Origin of the sequence: Pseudoalteromonas sp. JC3 (assembly GCF_030291895.1) — a bacterium.
Lineage (GTDB): Bacteria > Pseudomonadota > Gammaproteobacteria > Enterobacterales > Alteromonadaceae > Pseudoalteromonas.
Map to the genome: position 1 here is coordinate 1,850,001 of NZ_CP127855.1, position 17,664 is coordinate 1,867,664.

The window sequence follows — 17,664 nt, forward strand, 5'->3', positions numbered from 1 at the left end:
AAGTAGGTCATAGTGATCCGGTGGTTCTGAATGGAAGGGCCATCGCTCAACGGATAAAAGGTACTCCGGGGATAACAGGCTGATACCGCCCAAGAGTTCATATCGACGGCGGTGTTTGGCACCTCGATGTCGGCTCATCACATCCTGGGGCTGAAGTCGGTCCCAAGGGTATGGCTGTTCGCCATTTAAAGTGGTACGCGAGCTGGGTTTAGAACGTCGTGAGACAGTTCGGTCCCTATCTGCCGTGGGCGTTTGAGAATTGAGAGGGGCTGCTCCTAGTACGAGAGGACCGGAGTGGACGAACCGCTGGTGTTCGGGTTGTGATGCCAATTGCATTGCCCGGTAGCTACGTTCGGAACTGATAACCGCTGAAAGCATCTAAGCGGGAAGCAGGCCTCGAGATGAGTTCTCACTTTGACTTAGAGTCAACTGAAGGGCCGTTGAAGACTACAACGTTGATAGGCGAGATGTGGAAGTGCTGTGAGGCATTAAGCTAACTCGTACTAATTACCCGTGAGGCTTAACCATACAACGCCAAAGTGGTTTACTAGAATTGTTCCAGACAATTCCTAGCATGACCTCCATCCATGGAGGCCTTAGCTAACAGAAGTTAATAGACTAAAGTAGACAAAGAATTTAATCGCTTTTCCGGATTTAAGAATTAAACAAGGTGACCAACCTAAGCGGTATCGCGAAATCGGTTCACCTTGCGCAAATGGAATGCTCGTGCGAGGCACGATGTCATTAGACATTTGCACCCAGTTTTCCTGGTGACTATAGCGTTTTGGACCCACCTGACCCCATGCCGAACTCAGAAGTGAAACAAAACAGCGTCGATGATAGTGTGGATTACCCATGTGAAAGTAGAACATCGCCAGGGCCAAATAAGAGAAACCCGTTGCAGCAATGCGACGGGTTTTTTGCTGTTTGGGGTAAAGTACTTCCATGTAGCATCTCCCCTTCGCGCGTCCTTGCGCTCACTTCCTCGAACTGCGAAGCGGTGCTTCGGTTTCTCGTCACCCAAACTCAGAAGTGAAACAAAACAGCGCCGATGATAGTGTGGGATTTCCCATGTGAAAGTAGGACATTGCCAAGCACCTATTTAAAGAAAGCCCGATTCGAAAGAGTCGGGCTTTTTTGCTATTTGGGGTAAAGTACTTCCATGTAGCATCTCCCCTTCGCGCGTCCTTGCGCTCACTTCCTCGAACTGCGAAGCGGTGCTTCGGTTTCTCGTCACCCAAACTCAGAAGTGAAACAAAACAGCCGAAGGGTCGGCCCCGGTCAATGATAGTGTGGATTACCCATGTGACTCTCTATTTAAAAAATGAGAACATCCTACTTCGTAGCGAGCCAGGGCCAAATAAGAGGTTGATGAAAAGCGTTCATCCATGAACTTCATCGACATTCGAACATCCATGTACATCAAAACCCGTTGCAGAGATGCGACGGGTTTTTTGCTGTTTGGGGTATAGAAAATCTCACAAGCCAATCAACACATCGTGAGGTGAACTCGCTCCCACCACAGTATCAGCACAGTAAAACATATAAGCACAGTGCAACATGGTGGAAGGCGGTTTACCCGCCGATGGCTTGCAATGAAGTTCCAGCAAAAAGCATGTACATTAAAACCCGTTTCAACACTCGCTCCCAGTAGATACACAGCGTTAACTCTCATTGAAGTTTTGTATTCTTTCTTTAATTTTAGTGCTAGAAACTCCTTGGGTATAAGGGATATAAACAACCTGAATATTTTGTGGTGCTAAAGCTGCTTCCAATGCCTGCCAGCGGGGTGTGTGTTGCCATTCATCACCGCAGATCACAAGGTTTACTCTTTGTTGTGCGATCCAGTGCGCTGCTCGCTCAGTATCAGCCATTGGTGCACCGACTAAAACCGCTTTATCTACGCATGCTAATGCCTTAATAATACTTAAGCGCTCGTCTTGATCCATTATTGGCGGTCGTCCCTTACTTTTTAACGCAAAAGCATCCGGTGCGACCCCAACAACTAAGTAGTCTCCGTGTGATTTCGCTAACGACAAATACGTTAGGTGACCAGGGTGAAGCAGATCAAAAAAACCAAGCGCTAAAACACGGCACGGCTGTTGTGATTTCATCTGCTTCTGTACGAACTGCATAAGATTTTTTAAAAGACTGTCATGAGGCTTGAACTTTAATAGCACCTTAAGCATGGCATGCATTTTTTTGAAGTTGCCTTTTTTCCACTCAGTGTAGAGGTGAGAGTAGGCATAACAGTAATATAAGTAGGAATCATGCATAATATTCGGGGCGCAGACGATGGTATCAAAATTTGCGTCAGGTATTTTCCAATCCAGCCCATATAATGCTTGTAAGATTTGTTCTGGATACTGGGGATAACAAATTTCTCCAGCAGGTGAGCTGATGCTCACAACTTGAATAGCAGAGAAACGCGTCACTCTATTCCAAGTAAAAGGTACGTCTTGCATCCATAAACCTGATATTGTGTCTCCAGTGCTTTGCTCTGTGGCATAACCGCAAAGGTCAAGCACTAAGCCTGATTGGTGGCGAAAACATCGAGGGTTTATAAGTCCATAGGATTGCGCTTCTTCCTGCCAGCCAAGATGCTGTAAATGTTCGATTGCGCTTTTCATGTGAGACCAGTCGATACCAATATCAACATCTTTATCATTTTCTAAGAGTTGACCTTCACGCTCTAACCCAAGCAAAGTACCGGCCGTAGGAAAAGCATAAAATCCCGCCTTTTTTAAGGATGATAATGTTTGTAGTAATAGGTGTAATGCATTTTCAGGAGTTAGTTTAGTTGAGCTCGCGCTTTCATGTATTGGTACTTCGGATGATTGAACTGCTGCAATGTTTGTCAGTGCGTCATGCTGCAAGCGCCACCCTAGCGCTTGATAGAAGGTTTGAGCGGCGAGTGGTAGTTGTCTGTTTTGTTGATAACTGCGAGCGAGAATATAATAGCTATCTGGTACATCTGGGTGTTTATGCAGCAGTGCTTCAAGCTGTTCAATCCATTCACTCCCGGCTTGTCTACGCTGTGCCAATTGTGCGAGATATAAAATAACCTGCTGAGTAGGCTGTTGTTGATATAGTTGCTGAAATGCTTGCTCTGCTGCTTGGTCTTGGCCCGAAATAAAATACTCGATAGCCTGTGTCATCTTTTTATTAAGCTGTGACTGTGTAATTACTGTGTCTTTCTGCATCGATTAAATACCTTGTTGTGCTGCTTTTAGTTTTTGTAGTCACAGAGTCCATGTTTTGATAACCCAAATGGATTTGATGTGTTTAATGTGAAGTCGCTAGCAATTTTATACTGCTGCACGCTCAGGCATTTTGCCAACCAGCGGAAGCTTCACTATGATTACTTTAAATCAGGAAATCGGAGAGCGAAAGTGCTACCAATTTTAATTATAGTTTCTTCTCTGACAGTACTCGCCCCTGATGAATTGTTTAAGACATTGCAGGTTATTCAAGATTTAAACATCTCTAACCCAACACAAGCAACTCGAGTATATGAAGCAGCGTTACCCAAACTTCCAGAACAGCCTTCTAAAGGTATCTATGAGTTACATCGCGCCGGTTTAGAAGCTGCAATTAAAACAAACGATACGGTCAGAATTCGTGAAATAGTAGCGCTATTTTCCGACAATACTGAGTGGCTTGCGTATTTGCAGTCCGAAAAGGGGCAAATTGCAAATTACCTCGCGATTTATTATCGCCGGATCGGTAAGCCTACGCTTGCGCAAAAAAACTATGAATGTGCACTTAAGTACTCAACTCACGAGCAAAGGCCACTTATCGTTAATAATCTTGCCGTTTTATATCGAACAACAGGGCAGTTAGAAGAAGCAATCAATATTTTAGCGCCGACATTGTCTGAGGTGAAGGATGAACAACTGGAAGCGGCACTTAACAATAACTTAGCTAATGTTTATTTTGACATGAGTAAGTATCAGCATGCTGCAAGACTATATAGGCAAGCTTTCCTCTATCATCAAAAAGCAGAGCAAGCATACGAAGCGAGTTATACTGGGTTAAATTTATTAAATGTTTACCTGCTTGCCAATCAGTGGAAAAACTATAGGCGCTATATAAATACAGTGAAAACTCAGCTAAGTGCGGTAGAGGATAAAGAATTATCTATTGTGTTCACTTGGCAGGAGCTAATTTTTCAAAAAAGTAGAAATGGCATACAGCCAAAAGCAGATCAAGTTGAGTTTCTTATTTCGACTTTACCCATATTGCTCCAAAGTGATTACGGCAGCAATATGGAGAAATATGTTTATACATTACAGCTCCCAGAGTTGATTGCATCTTATAATGCGTTGTTATCTGAGCAGCAAAAAGTGGCCGCCAGTGTATCGACGAATGCGTCGCTATTGGAAGTTGCGCTATCTTGGTGTGAGCACTAATCCATCACAAAAAACTATTACCACAACACTGCTCTTTATACTTTGAATGGTAGATGTATCAGTTGGGAGCTGATAAATAATGAGTACCTTTGACTCAACCATCACATAGTAAAATCAAAGGTCAAAAACGAGTTCAGAGTTAGAAAGTCCACGCTAGGTGTATCTGGGGAACAGATTCATTGGTATCTGTGCCAAGTTTGTTACGCCAATATTGCCATTCAACACCTAACATTAACTGGTTGTCAGGCATACCTACCGCGTTGCCTAGATCCCATTGTAGAATTGGCTGCGCGAGCAACCAGCCTTTTACGTCATTACCCAACTCGTTCTCTCGCTTGCCAATATATTCTACGTGACCTGTGAGATAGAACTTTTGCTCGCCAATTGTAAAGGGGTAACCCCATGCGAGATCTATCATCCAACTATCACTTTCTTTAGGCGCACCGCCATGACTAATACCTTGGCTATCGTCTTGATAAAGTGTGAATGTAGAAGAGAAAAAATTGAACCCGTCAAAATTCCAATTTACTTTGACACCAGGCAAGTATTTCATCACCTTAGCGTCTCCGGCTGCATTGAAACCCATCGTTAAGCTAACGTCAGCTATGGCGTCGAAAGAAGACTTAAAGCCAGCAACCTTTGACATCGACAAGCTTGAATACCACTCTCCATAAAAGTCACCATCTTGGTAACCATCACGAAGGTTATCTTTGCTGTAATCGATAAAGAAGAAATTATCGCCGTAGCGATATCCAGACGCATGTTGTAATGAGTAAACCGTTGCCGTTGCTTCGTTTCTGCTAAACGGGTTTTTGAAATCACCATGGTTTATATGTAGTTGCGTTGTACTCCAATCAGCAGCGTAACTAAATGTGCTAAAAGCGAGTGAGGAGGAAATGATGAGCGTGTTGATTTTCATTTATAAATTCGGATAGCGTTAAAAATGAAAGTATAACAAAAGCGCCCAAAGTTGGGCGCTTAAACCGAATAAATTATGCTTTATTTCTTCTTAGGCAGATAACGCTAATGGCGGTGAAAGCTAAAATGAAACAGTAATAAGAAGAACTAGATACGTCCCAAGGGCTGATTTTAAACGTGGCTCCGAGTAACAGTGCCTGTGCACCATAGGGTAAAGAGCCTTGCATAACACAAGCAAAAATATCTAGTAAGCTTGCCGAACGCTTAGCTGAGATCTTTCCATCTTCAGCCAGTTTTTTAGCAACGGGGCCAGCAACTATGATACTTACCGTGTTATTTGCGATACACAAGTTACTTGTTAACACGAGTGCAGCAATACCGAGTTGATCAGCTACTTGACGGTGCCATTTCGCGATAATGCTGGTAATTTTTTGGATTTGTTTGGCTAAAAAATCTAGGCCGCCATTGATACGAATAAATTCAGATAAGCCACCAATGAACATCGATAGCAAGAAAATCTCCTGCATATCACTAAAGCCTTTATAGATATCGTTTAAGAACGCAGCGCCTTGATAGTCACCGGCAAAACCCATACAGCCAGCAAAAACGATACCACTAAAGAGCACCACAAAAACATTGATACCAATCACCGCCAAGACCAAAATAAATGCGTATGGTAAAACTAATAACCAATCAAACGGCTTGGTTTCTACAATCTGCGGCTCTGGGGTTAAAAACACCAAGAGTAAAACAGTCAGCAGTGCAGCTGGTAGGGCTATTTTTAGATTCTCTCTAAATTTATCTTTCATTTCACAGCCTTGCGTTCGCGTTGCTGCAATTGTGGTATCAGAAATAATGGATAAGTTATCGCCAAACATTGCGCCCGAAACGATGGTACCAGCCATAAGTGCTGGATCAATTCCGGTTTTCATCGCGACGGCAACAGCAATAGGTCCAATTGCACCAATTGTGCCCATGGAGGTTCCCATTGCGGTAGAGACGACAGCAGAAATAAGGAACAAGCCGGGTAATAAAAATGCCGGAGGAATAAGTGATAAACCGGCGTTAACCACAGCGTCAACACCGCCAGTGGCACTTGCAACCGCAGAAAAAGCACCTGCTAATAAATAGATGAGGCACATGGTGATAATATTGCTGTGTCCTGCGCCTTGAATAAAAGTTTCGACGCTGCGGTTGATAGTATCTTTATTAAGTAAAAAAGCGAGAACGATGGCTGGTAAAATCGCAACAGGAGCCTTTAATTGATAAAACGCATAGTCAACGCCTTGCGATTGCAAATACAATCCTGCGCCAAGAAAAATTCCTACAAAGGTCAACAGCGGCAATAATGATAGTTTTGCCTTTGTTTGATTGTAATTTGGTTGCATAGCACTCCTCAACAATAAAGCACAGCCAATAGCCAGCTGTAAAACCGCACAACACACCTAATACCAATTGTATTAATTCTCCAACCAATTTGAAGGGTGAATTAGCATATTAGCGTCGTTAAAAATTTCTCATTTAGAACAACTAAATAGCAAAATTTTTGCCTAGCTACTAAAGCTATTTCTCCGCTTCAAAATAGCCCATTTACTTAATGCAATTGGTATAAGGTGAAAATCTCTCAACTTCAATAGGTGAGCGATCGCGGCAGTTTATATGTTTAGACGTCTAAAGTCTAATGTTTTATTATTTTCAACTTAACTGACTATGACACACAGATACGGTAAACTCTACTCCCGCAAAAACACATTTCTATTATCCGGTTAGCCATCGTTGCTGCCTTGTGGATAATCAACATCGCAAATAAAAAAGGGTAACGTATGACAAGAATAGGTATTTACGGTGCGAATGGCAGAATGGGGTTGGCATTGATTGAAGCCTGTTATTTGTCACAACGAGTAGAGCTGGCCAACGCTTTTGTACGAGATAATTCACAATATCTTGATAAAGCAGTTAATCAATTGCAGCCTCAAGCAGACGCAAATATCTGTTTTAGCTCTGAGCAAAGTAAGCTTGAAAATGTTGACGTATTAATAGACTTCACTTTGCCAGAGGGCATGAAGCAGCATTTATCAGCTGCAATTGCCGCTAAAAAACCGATGGTGATCGGTACGACTGGACTGACAGCAAGTGAAATGGCGCTGTTGGTGGAGGCCGCAAAAGATATCCCAATTGTGTTTTCTCGCAACTATAGCGTTGGTATTAACCTGCTACTTAACTTAGTACAAACAGCCGCACAAAAGCTGGCTGACGACATGGATATTGAAATTTTCGAAGCACACCATCGCAACAAAATCGACGCGCCCTCAGGTACTGCGCTCGCTATCGGAGAGGCGATTGCAGAAGCAAAAGGCTGGCAACATGATGAGGTTGCGGTTTACGACCGAAGTCAGAGCCATGAAGCGAAATCTCAACAAGAAATCGGTTATTCGGTCCTTAGAGCGGGAGATATAGTAGGTGAACATACAGCTTACTTCTCGACAATGGGGGAAAGGCTTGAATTAACACATAAAGCAGCGTCGAGATTGACCTTTGCATCAGGTGCTGTAAGGGCTGCGCAGTGGCTAAAAGATAAACCAGCAGGCCTTTATGATATGCAAGATGTGCTAGATTTAAAGAAGTAAGTATAACATTTTGAGGCTTTAAAGCAAAAAAAGAGTTTAATGGCTTATTTTTATAATTTTTGTGATTTGTATTAGACGAAAAGGCATTCATGCTGTAGACTATAACGAATTTGCCAAAATTTTAATAACTGCGTGTTACCAAGCGCTTTGTAGACGGGATGTTGAGCGTTTTGCTTTCGCCCGTTTTTTACTATTAGGAGGTTAACTTGACTAAATCCGCTCTGTTAGTCCTTGAAGACGGCACGGTGTTTCGCGGTACTGCTATCGGTGCTGACGGTATGTCAGTCGGTGAGGTGGTATTCAATACGTCAATGACGGGGTATCAAGAGATCTTAACGGATCCTTCATACGCGGAACAAATCGTTACGCTTACTTACCCACATATCGGCAACACCGGTACTAACAGCGAAGATGAGGAAGCGGACAAGATCTGGGCAAAAGGCCTAGTGATCCGTGACTTACCACTGCTTGCGAGTAATTTCCGTAACGAACAATCATTGAGTGATTACTTGAAAGAACGCAATATCTTAGGGATCGCAGATATTGATACTCGTAAACTAACTCGCATTTTACGTGATAAAGGCGCCCAAAATGGCTGTATTATCGCAGGTGAGGAAGTAGACGAGCAAAAAGCGCTAGAAGCGGCGCAAGCATTCCCTGGCTTGAAAGGGATGGATTTAGCAAAAGTAGTAACAACAGAATCTCAGTTTGAATGGCGTGAATCAAGCTGGACTCTAGGCGAGGGCTTTAAAACGCTTTCTGCTGAAGAAGAAAAATTCCATGTTGTTGCGTACGATTTTGGTGTGAAAAAGAACATTCTTAGAATGTTAGTTGATAGAGGCTGTAAGTTAACCGTTGTTCCAGCAGAAACCTCCGCTGCTGACGTACTTGCATTAAACCCTGATGGTATCTTCCTATCAAATGGCCCTGGCGACCCTGAGCCATGTACTTATGCCATTGAAGCAATCAAAGCATTTTTAGAAACAGATACACCTATTTTTGGTATTTGTTTAGGCCATCAATTATTAGCACTCGCTTCTGGTGCGAAAACAGTAAAAATGAAGTTTGGTCACCATGGTGGTAACCACCCGGTTAAAGACTTAGATCGTGATATCGTGATGATCACTGCACAAAACCACGGTTTTGCTGCTGATGAAGCAACGCTTCCTGATACGCTACGTGCAACGCACAAGTCACTGTTCGATGGCACACTGCAAGGTATTCACCGTACTGATAAGCCAGCGTTTAGCTTCCAAGGTCACCCTGAAGCAAGTCCTGGTCCACATGATGCGGCACCGCTATTCGACCATTTCATTGAATTAATGCAATCTCGCAACGCTTAATTAGACCGGAGTAATAATGCCAAAACGTACCGACATAAAAAGCATTCTGATTTTGGGCGCAGGCCCAATCGTTATCGGCCAAGCATGTGAATTCGATTACTCTGGTGCTCAGGCCTGTAAAGCGCTTAGAGAAGAAGGCTATAGAGTTATTCTTGTAAACTCTAACCCAGCGACTATCATGACTGATCCTGAAATGGCGGATGCAACTTACATCGAGCCTATTCACTGGGAAGTGGTAGAAAAGATCATCGAAAAAGAAAAGCCTGATGCGGTGCTGCCTACTATGGGTGGCCAAACAGCTCTTAACTGTGCGCTAGACCTAGATAAGCACGGTGTGCTTGCTAAACATGGCGTTGAGCTAATTGGTGCGACTGCAGATGCAATCGATAAAGCGGAAAACCGCGAGCGTTTTGACGCGGCGATGAAAAATATTGGCTTAGAATGTCCTCGTGCTGAAATTGCACACTCAATGGATGAAGCGCACGATATCTTAACTCGTATCGGGTTCCCATGTATTATTCGTCCTTCATTCACGATGGGCGGCACCGGTGGTGGTGTTGCGTATAACATGGAAGAGTTTGACGAGATTTGTACTCGTGGTCTTGACCTATCACCAACAAATGAGCTGCTTATCGATGAAAGCCTATTAGGCTGGAAAGAATATGAGATGGAAGTGGTTCGTGATAAAAACGACAACTGTATCATCGTATGTTCAATCGAAAACTTCGACCCAATGGGCGTACACACTGGTGACTCAATCACAGTTGCACCAGCACAAACGCTAACTGATAAAGAATATCAAATCATGCGTAACGCCTCGATGGCGGTACTTCGTGAAATTGGTGTTGAAACTGGTGGTTCAAACGTTCAGTTTGGTGTAAATCCTGTTGATGGCCGTATGGTTATCATCGAGATGAACCCGCGTGTATCGCGTTCTTCTGCACTTGCGTCAAAAGCAACGGGATTCCCCATCGCTAAAATCGCTGCCAAGCTTGCCGTAGGTTATACGCTTGATGAGCTTCAAAACGACATCACAGGTGGTGCAACTCCAGCATCATTTGAGCCGTCAATCGACTACGTAGTGACTAAGATCCCTCGTTTTAACTTCGAAAAATTCGCAGGTTCAAACGACCGTCTAACTACGCAAATGAAGTCGGTTGGTGAGGTAATGGCAATTGGTCGTAACCAACAAGAATCATTACAAAAAGCACTACGAGGCCTAGAAGTGGGTGCAACGGGTCTGAACCCAATCGTTGCACTAGACGCGCCAAACGCAAAAGAAACGATCATCCGTGAATTACGCGAGCCAGGTGCTGAGCGTATTTGGTACATTGCTGATGCGATGCGTCACGGTATGTCTGTTGAAGAGGTATTTGAACTCACTAAAGTTGACCCTTGGTACCTAGTTCAAATCGAAGACATCTTAAAAGATGAAGCGACAATCGCTGAAGTGGGCATGGCAGGTCTAAACAAAGACTTCCTGCTCCGCTTGAAGCGTAAAGGTTTCTCAGATGCTCGCATTGCCGAAATCGCAGGCGTATCAGAAAAAGAAATTCGCAAGAAGCGTCACCAGCTTGAAATTCTGCCAGTTTACAAGCGCGTAGACACATGTGCTGCAGAGTTTAGCTCAGACACCGCTTACATGTACTCAACGTATGATGAAGAATGTGAAGCGAATCCTTCTGACAAAGACAAAATCATGGTTATCGGTGGCGGTCCTAACCGTATCGGTCAAGGTATCGAATTCGATTACTGCTGTGTACACGCAGCCCTTGCGATGCGTGAAGATGGCTATGAAACTATCATGGTTAACTGTAACCCAGAGACAGTTTCAACAGACTACGATACGTCTGACCGCTTATTCTTCGAGCCAATTACACTTGAAGACGTGCTAGAAATTGTCCGTGTTGAAAAGCCAAAAGGTGTGATCGTTCAGTACGGTGGTCAAACTCCACTTAAATTGGCCCGAGATCTTGAAGCGAATGGTGTACCAGTAATTGGTACTTCCCCTGACGCTATCGACCGCGCAGAAGACCGTGAGCGCTTCCAACAGCTTGTAGAGCGTCTAAACCTACTACAACCAGAAAACGCAACAGTAACGTCACTAGAAGAAGCAGTTGCTAAATCACAAGAAATTGGCTTCCCACTGGTTGTTCGTCCATCATACGTACTTGGTGGTCGTGCAATGGAAATCGTGTACGATGAAGACGACTTACGTCGCTACATGACAGAAGCGGTGTCTGTTTCTAATGAAGCCCCAGTACTACTTGACCGTTTCTTAGATGATGCAATTGAAGTAGACGTAGATGCTATCTGTGACGGTGAGAACGTTATCATCGGCGGTATTATGGAACACATTGAGCAGGCGGGTGTTCACTCGGGTGACTCGGCTTGTTCATTACCAGCACACACGCTGCCGCAAGATATTCAAGACGTGATGCGTAAGCAAGTCCGTGACATGGCGCTGGAGCTAGGTGTTGTTGGCCTGATGAATACCCAGTTCGCGGTGAAAGATGGTCAAGTTTACCTGATTGAAGTTAACCCGCGCGCTGCTCGTACAGTACCATTTGTTTCAAAAGCAACAGGCGTTGCACTTGCAAAGGTTGCTGCACGTTGTATGGTTGGCCAGTCTCTTGAAAGCCAAGGTGTAACGAAGGAAGTTATCCCTCCATATTACAGTGTAAAAGAAGTGGTATTGCCATTCGCTAAGTTCCCAGGTGTTGACCCAATGCGTGGTCCAGAGATGCGCTCGACGGGTGAAGTGATGGGGGTTGGTGAAAACTTCGCCGAAGCATTCGCAAAAGCCCAATTAGGTGCATCAAACACTTTACCACGTGGCGGCCGCGCGCTACTATCTGTGCGTAATGGTGATAAGGCACGCGTAGTTGAACTAGCTAAGACAATGAAAGCAATTGGTTTTGAGTTAGATGCAACGAATGGTACGGCGAAAGCGCTTGAAGAAGCGGGTATTGAAGTACGTCGCGTAAACAAAGTATTCGAAGGCCGTCCTCATATTCTTGACCGTATCAAGAATGGTGAGTACAGCTATATCGTTAATACTACCGAAGGTCGCCAAGCTATTGAGGACTCGAAGGTGTTACGTCGTGGTGCACTTCAGCATAAGACTAACTACACCACTACGCTAAATGCAGCGTTTGCAAACTGTACAGCTAATGAAGCTGACGACAGAAGTTCTGTAAACTCTGTTCAAGAACTACACCAGCGTTTGAACTAAAAAGAACAAGGCCAGAGTGTCAGCTCTGGCAATGAGTGAGATACTTATGCAATCAATTCCGATGACAGTACGAGGCGAAGAATTGCTTCGTGATGAACTGAATCATTTAAAAAAAGTTGTTCGCCCGAAAATCGTTGCAGATATTGCAGAAGCGCGTGAACACGGTGACTTAAAAGAAAACGCTGAATACCATGCTGCACGTGAGCAGCAAGGTTTTTGTGAAGGCCGAATTCAAGAAATTGAAGCTAAGCTTTCAACAGCACAGATCATCGACGTGACTAAAATGCAGAACAATGGCAAGGTTATTTTTGGTAGTACTGTGACTATTGTTAATGTAGATACAGACAAAGAAGTAACTTATCGTATCGTTGGTGACGACGAGGCCGATCTTAAGAACAACTTGATTTCTGTTAATTCACCGATTGCGCGTGGATTAATCGGTAAAGAACTAGATGATACAGTGAATATTCAAACGCCGAACGGCGCTGTTGAATATGAAATCATCGAAGTTGAATACAAGTAATCCTTTCTTTTAAAGCCCGCACCCGCGGGCTTTTTACTATAACAATCATTTCTACTTTTGCTGCTGTAATGTCGTGTAATTGCCATTTCTCTATATTCTTATAGCTTTGTGTGATGCCTGTATATTTTTTGGTACAAACAATTTGAGGAGAAAAGGATGTCATTTGAAGTCGATCAATTCAAAACAGAAGGGTTTGAATTGTTTATATCGAGTTGGAAATCTAAGTTGGCAGGCGCTGGCGCGCGGGACCTCTCCCTGAATCAACATTGTTTTTGGCGTATCATGCGTAGTCGCTGTGCGATTGACCTTAGTAAGCAGAGTGAGCTTTTGCAAGGTGTGAGCTTAGCGAGATACGATACCTATCTTATTCTTACTGCTTTGTTGTATACCAATAGTTTATACGCAAGCTCTGATTTAATCATTGGCTATAACCTGCCAAGCCACTTTTTTACCAGTGAAAGTTCAGAAGCTCGACACAGTTTTTCTCGTGAGTTACTTGATTCGCTTAAGCTCACTCAGCCTTTGTTCTTAGTTGATGAATATTTTGAAAATTTTGAGTTCAATACGATTGCTTATGACAAGCTCAATGAGGCGAATCCCGTTTGGCACGATATAAGCAGCGAATTAGGCACTTTACCCAGTTTAGTAAATACCACCCGCTCAGAGCACCAACTGTCCTTGAACCTATTACACTTTGTACCGAAGCTTTTCTCTGGTAAGCAACTTGCCGAGCAAATAAATTATTTAATCTGAGCTTCGAATAATTAATGCCTTTCTAGCAGCTAGTTTTAGCGCTAACTGCGTTGAATTCACTGCCAATAGCCAGCTATTGGTGCGTAAATTCGCCTGGTTATCCCTAAAACTCTCTGGCTAGATTAGGAAATAATTTGATGTAGTTAAAAAACAATGAGTTGGCTCATTCCTTATCCAAACCTCAGGTTATTTAGCTGAGATAGCGTAGGGGTCATACACATCTGACATAGTTTGAAACGAATTTGATTTAGACTTTTAGTGCGAGCTTGTTACACTCGGATTGTTCCCAAAACCAATCAGGCACCGGTTCATAAATGATATGTGCGTATGAGCCGGTATCTTTATCAGGAGAATAACCATGAGTTTATTAAAAAGCGCATTGTTTAAGACGTTGAAAAATAAGTCTACTCAGCAAGTCGCTTCAGTGGTATTGGATAAGGCCATGAAGCAGGGAAAAGAATACCTAGATTCAAGAAACACCAGCTGTGGTAACGATACAGATGAGTTGCTGTTAGGGTTACAGCATTTATTAGCACAAAAACCAAATGACGGTGTTTATTCAATCACGCTATCCACTTATCGAGTGAGAGTAAAAATCACTTCTGGCGCTATTTCCCATATTGATAAGATCTAATTTATTCCACTCACTATAAATTTTTATTCCTTCTTTTCGTCAATCGGTTGGACTTTTAATCATAAAGATCAACCAATTGGGTGTATGTATAAGCTACGACCTTCCCTTTGGATATCCGTTTTTAAGATTATGATGGCTTTTCCGTCGAGCCACTATTCCATAAAGTTATATAAAATATATTGTATACATTGTAATTTTAGTGTTAAAAACCTATAACCCAATCGGGTTTGGATACACAACAGGAAAGGTAAATGATGAAAATTACAAAACTCACTTTGGCGTTATCAGCGCTTACAGCGATAAATTCAGCCAACGCACATCAAGAATCACAGCGACTCTTTAAGCCGCTCGATGCATCGGTTCAAGTGGAAACGAACATTTCCCATGGCCATGAGCACAAAGATTTGCATGATAGAGCACCCGTTGCACATACACCAACAAGGAGTATGCCGCTATTATCTGCTAAACACACGCCATTATTGCAAGCGCTGGCAGTGGGCCAAAGTGAAGCGATTGCTGCATGTGATTTAAATAGCTTAGCAAGTGCGAGCAGTAGCCAAATTGTTACTGAAATAAAGCAACAGGGTACGAGCTGTATCAATGCTTTGTTCTCCGCTGACAGCAGCATCCAAACACAAGTATTCACTTCAGATAAAATGTACGCTGCGGCGCAAAATGCCAAGTCGCTTTCGCAAAGCTATTCAGGCAACGGCAGTGCCGACCTCGAAGCGCTTTATTTATTTATTCGCGCTGGCTTTTATGTTGAGTTTTACAATGATCAGGTGACTTTTACTACTTGGGTTAAGCCTGCGGTGAAAGATGCATTAGATGCTTTTGTTAGTAATAGCCATTTCTACGACGACAATGATGCTCATGGTAAAGTACTCGGTGAGGCTATTACTACAATGGACTCATCTGAACTACAAGGGCACTATCTGCCAGTTGTAAAAGCATGGCTATCTAAATGGAATGAAAGCTACGCTCAAAAGTGGAATATGCGCAGTGCGGTAAATGGCATTTTCACTATCTTATATCGTGGTCAGTGGAATGATAACTTTGTCGCTTTGATTAAAAACGATCAACAATTGGTGAGTTTACTAGGGAGTTTCACCGCACAAACTTGGATGGTAAATTCAGACTCTGAATATCTAATCATCAATGCTGCTAGCGAATTGGCTCGACTTAAATTATACAGTGGTGCAGCTATTCAAGAGTCAGTCGACACGCAATTAACCGCTTTATTCTCGCGTTATAACAGTTATGGTTTTGGCGATGGTGTCTGGTTAGCTGCGGCTGATGTCGCGACCTATTATGCTGATTGTGGCCAGTTTGGTATTTGTAATTTTGATAAAGAACTTGAGACCAAAGTACTTTCTCAACAACATAGTTGTAGCGATACAATAAAGATTAGAGCACAAGCGCTCACCGCTCAGCAATTGACTTCAGCGTGTCAAACCATGGAAGCGGAAGAAGGACGATTCCACACCATGCTGGAAACTGGCCGCTTACCGGTTGCCGATGATAACAATGATTTTCTACAAGTGAATATCTTTAATAGCAGTGCAGACTATAAAAAATATGCCAAAGCCATTTTTAAAATCAGCACCGACAACGGTGGTATGTATTTAGAGGGTAATCCTAGCGATGTGAATAACGTTGCTAATTTTGTTGCATACGAGGCCAGTTATGCAAAGCCGGATCATTACATCTGGAACTTAGAGCATGAATACGTACATTATCTTGATGGGCGTTTTGATCTTTATGGTGACTTTAATGCTCCGACTAAGCCTATCGTTTGGTGGAGTGAAGGGGTGGCTGAGTACATTGCAAACCTCAATGATAATCAAGCCGCAATAGATACAATCAAAGATGGCTCAGTATATACGCTAGCCGAAATATTCAGTACGACGTATGACGGTTTTGACCAAGATAGAATTTACCGTTGGGGTTATTTAGGGGTGAGATTCCTGTATGAAAAACACTTTGATGAAGTGCTCGCAATGCGACAGGAAACGCGACAAGCAAATTGGAATGCGTACCAAGCCCGTATGGACCGCCTCGCATCACAGTATCAATCAGAGTTTGTTCAATGGTGCAACGAGCTTGCTGCTGGTGGTCAGAATAACGCACCTACTTCAGTGATTAATGGCCCATACTCTGGTGACGTTAATCAAGCGATACTATTTTCAAGCCAAGGTAGTATCGACCCTGATGGTGATGCACTCACTTATCTGTGGCGTTTTGGTGATGGTAGCCAAAGTAATGAAGCCAATCCTACGCACAGTTATGTGCAAGCAGGCGAGTATCAAATTAGCTTAACGGTGAGCGATCCTAGCGGTTTGAATCACACTAGTAATACAGTGGCTACTGTAAGCGCAACGACTTCAAACAAACTACAGTCTGGCGTACCTGTCACGGTTGCGGGCGAGCAAGATGAACAAGTTGCATTTTCAATTGATGTCGCTGCTGGCACTGATAAATTAGTCATCAGCACGTCAGGAGGTACAGGTGATGCCGATCTTTACCTTAAGTTGGGCTCGGCGCCAACGTTCAGCGAGTATGATTGCAGACCATATCAATCCGGTAACGAAGAGGTATGTGAAATTACTACACCTGCCGCTGGCACCTATTACATTATGCTGCATGGTTATAATCGCTTTGAAAATGTGCAGTTGTTAGGAGAAATCGTAACAAATTCAACAATAGAGGACGTATGTCAGTCGCAGGGTAGTGTCTCTAATGGTAGATTAGCAGCGGATGAAACAATTTGCCTTGGAAGCCAAGAGCCGATGTGGTTTAGCCTTGAGAATGTAAGTGGTCAACAATCTGTGGTGATCAAAACAGCTCATGGTAGTGGTGATCTTGGGCTTGAATACAGCAATGCAGGATGGCCAAATGGTACTAATGTGGATGCAAGCTCGTTCAATCAAGGTAACCAAGAGTGCATTGAGATAAGTGCGCAATCTGAATATTGGGGATACTTGAAAGTGTCAGGCGCACCAATGGGGGCAGCGCTGAAAGTGTCTTATAACAAAGATGGTTGTCAGTAATTGCCTAATACTAAGGCAGACATAATGAAAGTAATAAAACGGGTGATAGAGATCACAGTTATTACTTGTTCATAATTTGTTTTTGTTATATTTTTGTAAAATAAGGGGCCTTTGGTCCCTTTGCTCATTTAAAAACATGTGAAAGGAATTAACCGATATGCCGAGAAGG

11 protein-coding genes and 2 rRNA genes (1 of these 13 cut by a window edge) are annotated in these 17,664 nt (G+C 43.2%); 10 read left to right on the forward strand and 3 right to left on the reverse strand.

The genetic code is table 11. The features are described from left to right. Together QSH61_RS07655 and rrf are read left to right on the forward strand one after the other, a co-directional pair. Nucleotides 1-528: ribosomal RNA gene (locus QSH61_RS07655) — 23S ribosomal RNA — on the forward strand (it extends 2,451 nt beyond the left edge of the window). A gap of 238 nt (nucleotides 529-766) precedes the next feature. Continuing rightward, nucleotides 767-880: ribosomal RNA gene (gene rrf / locus QSH61_RS07660) — 5S ribosomal RNA — on the forward strand. 784 nt (nucleotides 881-1,664) lie between these two features. On the opposite strand, the gene QSH61_RS07665 is transcribed toward rrf, so the two are convergent. After that, the gene (locus QSH61_RS07665) at nucleotides 1,665-3,203 is read right to left on the reverse strand and encodes an FAD synthase family protein (protein WP_206473756.1); all 1,539 of its coding nucleotides are present in this window, start codon (nucleotides 3,201-3,203) and stop codon (nucleotides 1,665-1,667) included. 189 nt (nucleotides 3,204-3,392) lie between these two features. Here QSH61_RS07665 and QSH61_RS07670 point away from each other — a divergent pair, with 189 nt between their 5' ends. Next, nucleotides 3,393-4,412 carry a tetratricopeptide repeat protein gene (locus QSH61_RS07670; RefSeq protein ID WP_206473758.1) on the forward strand — a complete coding sequence of 340 codons (1,020 nt, stop codon included), beginning with the start codon at nucleotides 3,393-3,395 and terminating at the stop codon, nucleotides 4,410-4,412. A gap of 139 nt (nucleotides 4,413-4,551) precedes the next feature. Here the strand turns inward: QSH61_RS07670 and QSH61_RS07675 are convergent, their stop codons facing one another. Both QSH61_RS07675 and QSH61_RS07680 read right to left on the reverse strand, forming a co-directional pair. Further along, entirely contained in the window at nucleotides 4,552-5,331 is a 780-nt protein-coding gene (locus tag QSH61_RS07675) for a nucleoside-binding protein (RefSeq protein WP_206473760.1), read from the reverse strand. A 73-nt stretch (nucleotides 5,332-5,404) separates the two neighbouring features. Beyond that, the gene (locus QSH61_RS07680; protein WP_206473762.1) at nucleotides 5,405-6,718 is read right to left on the reverse strand and encodes a Na+/H+ antiporter NhaC family protein; all 1,314 of its coding nucleotides are present in this window, start codon (nucleotides 6,716-6,718) and stop codon (nucleotides 5,405-5,407) included. A gap of 435 nt (nucleotides 6,719-7,153) precedes the next feature. On the opposite strand from QSH61_RS07680, the gene dapB reads away from it, so the two are divergent. The 7 genes from dapB (at nucleotide 7,154) to QSH61_RS07715 (ending at nucleotide 17,495) form a co-directional block, all read left to right on the forward strand. Beyond that, nucleotides 7,154-7,957, forward strand: coding sequence for a 4-hydroxy-tetrahydrodipicolinate reductase (gene dapB / locus QSH61_RS07685; protein WP_174169061.1), 804 nt, complete (start codon nucleotides 7,154-7,156; stop codon nucleotides 7,955-7,957). 206 nt (nucleotides 7,958-8,163) lie between these two features. Continuing rightward, nucleotides 8,164-9,300: a glutamine-hydrolyzing carbamoyl-phosphate synthase small subunit gene (carA, locus tag QSH61_RS07690; RefSeq protein WP_206473771.1), complete on the forward strand. Its 1,137-nt coding sequence runs from the start codon at nucleotides 8,164-8,166 to the stop codon at nucleotides 9,298-9,300. A gap of 16 nt (nucleotides 9,301-9,316) precedes the next feature. Continuing rightward, nucleotides 9,317-12,535, forward strand: a complete 3,219-nt coding sequence (carB, locus tag QSH61_RS07695; protein ID WP_206473777.1) for a carbamoyl-phosphate synthase large subunit — start codon at nucleotides 9,317-9,319, stop codon at nucleotides 12,533-12,535. 46 nt (nucleotides 12,536-12,581) lie between these two features. Continuing rightward, nucleotides 12,582-13,058, forward strand: coding sequence for a transcription elongation factor GreA (gene greA, locus QSH61_RS07700; protein WP_010377973.1), 477 nt, complete (start codon nucleotides 12,582-12,584; stop codon nucleotides 13,056-13,058). 156 nt (nucleotides 13,059-13,214) lie between these two features. Next, nucleotides 13,215-13,811 carry a hypothetical protein gene (locus QSH61_RS07705; protein ID WP_206473778.1) on the forward strand — a complete coding sequence of 199 codons (597 nt, stop codon included), beginning with the start codon at nucleotides 13,215-13,217 and terminating at the stop codon, nucleotides 13,809-13,811. 358 nt (nucleotides 13,812-14,169) lie between these two features. Continuing rightward, nucleotides 14,170-14,445, forward strand: coding sequence for a hypothetical protein (locus QSH61_RS07710; RefSeq protein ID WP_010604031.1), 276 nt, complete (start codon nucleotides 14,170-14,172; stop codon nucleotides 14,443-14,445). 251 nt (nucleotides 14,446-14,696) lie between these two features. Then, nucleotides 14,697-17,495 (forward strand): collagenase, encoded by a 2,799-nt coding sequence (locus QSH61_RS07715; protein WP_206472694.1) that lies wholly within the window; start codon nucleotides 14,697-14,699, stop codon nucleotides 17,493-17,495. Nucleotides 17,496-17,664 lie beyond the last annotated feature (169 nt).

Coding starts and splice junctions, on each gene's coding strand:
- QSH61_RS07665 (WP_206473756.1), bottom strand. CDS start 3,203: ATGCAGAAAGACACAGTAATTACACAGTCACAGCTTAATAAAAAGATG.
- QSH61_RS07675 (WP_206473760.1), bottom strand. CDS start 5,331: ATGAAAATCAACACGCTCATCATTTCCTCCTCACTCGCTTTTAGCACA.
- QSH61_RS07680 (WP_206473762.1), bottom strand. CDS start 6,718: ATGCAACCAAATTACAATCAAACAAAGGCAAAACTATCATTATTGCCG.
- dapB (WP_174169061.1), top strand. CDS start 7,154: ATGACAAGAATAGGTATTTACGGTGCGAATGGCAGAATGGGGTTGGCA.
- carB (WP_206473777.1), top strand. CDS start 9,317: ATGCCAAAACGTACCGACATAAAAAGCATTCTGATTTTGGGCGCAGGC.
- greA (WP_010377973.1), top strand. CDS start 12,582: ATGCAATCAATTCCGATGACAGTACGAGGCGAAGAATTGCTTCGTGAT.
- QSH61_RS07705 (WP_206473778.1), top strand. CDS start 13,215: ATGTCATTTGAAGTCGATCAATTCAAAACAGAAGGGTTTGAATTGTTT.
- QSH61_RS07710 (WP_010604031.1), top strand. CDS start 14,170: ATGAGTTTATTAAAAAGCGCATTGTTTAAGACGTTGAAAAATAAGTCT.
- QSH61_RS07715 (WP_206472694.1), top strand. CDS start 14,697: ATGATGAAAATTACAAAACTCACTTTGGCGTTATCAGCGCTTACAGCG.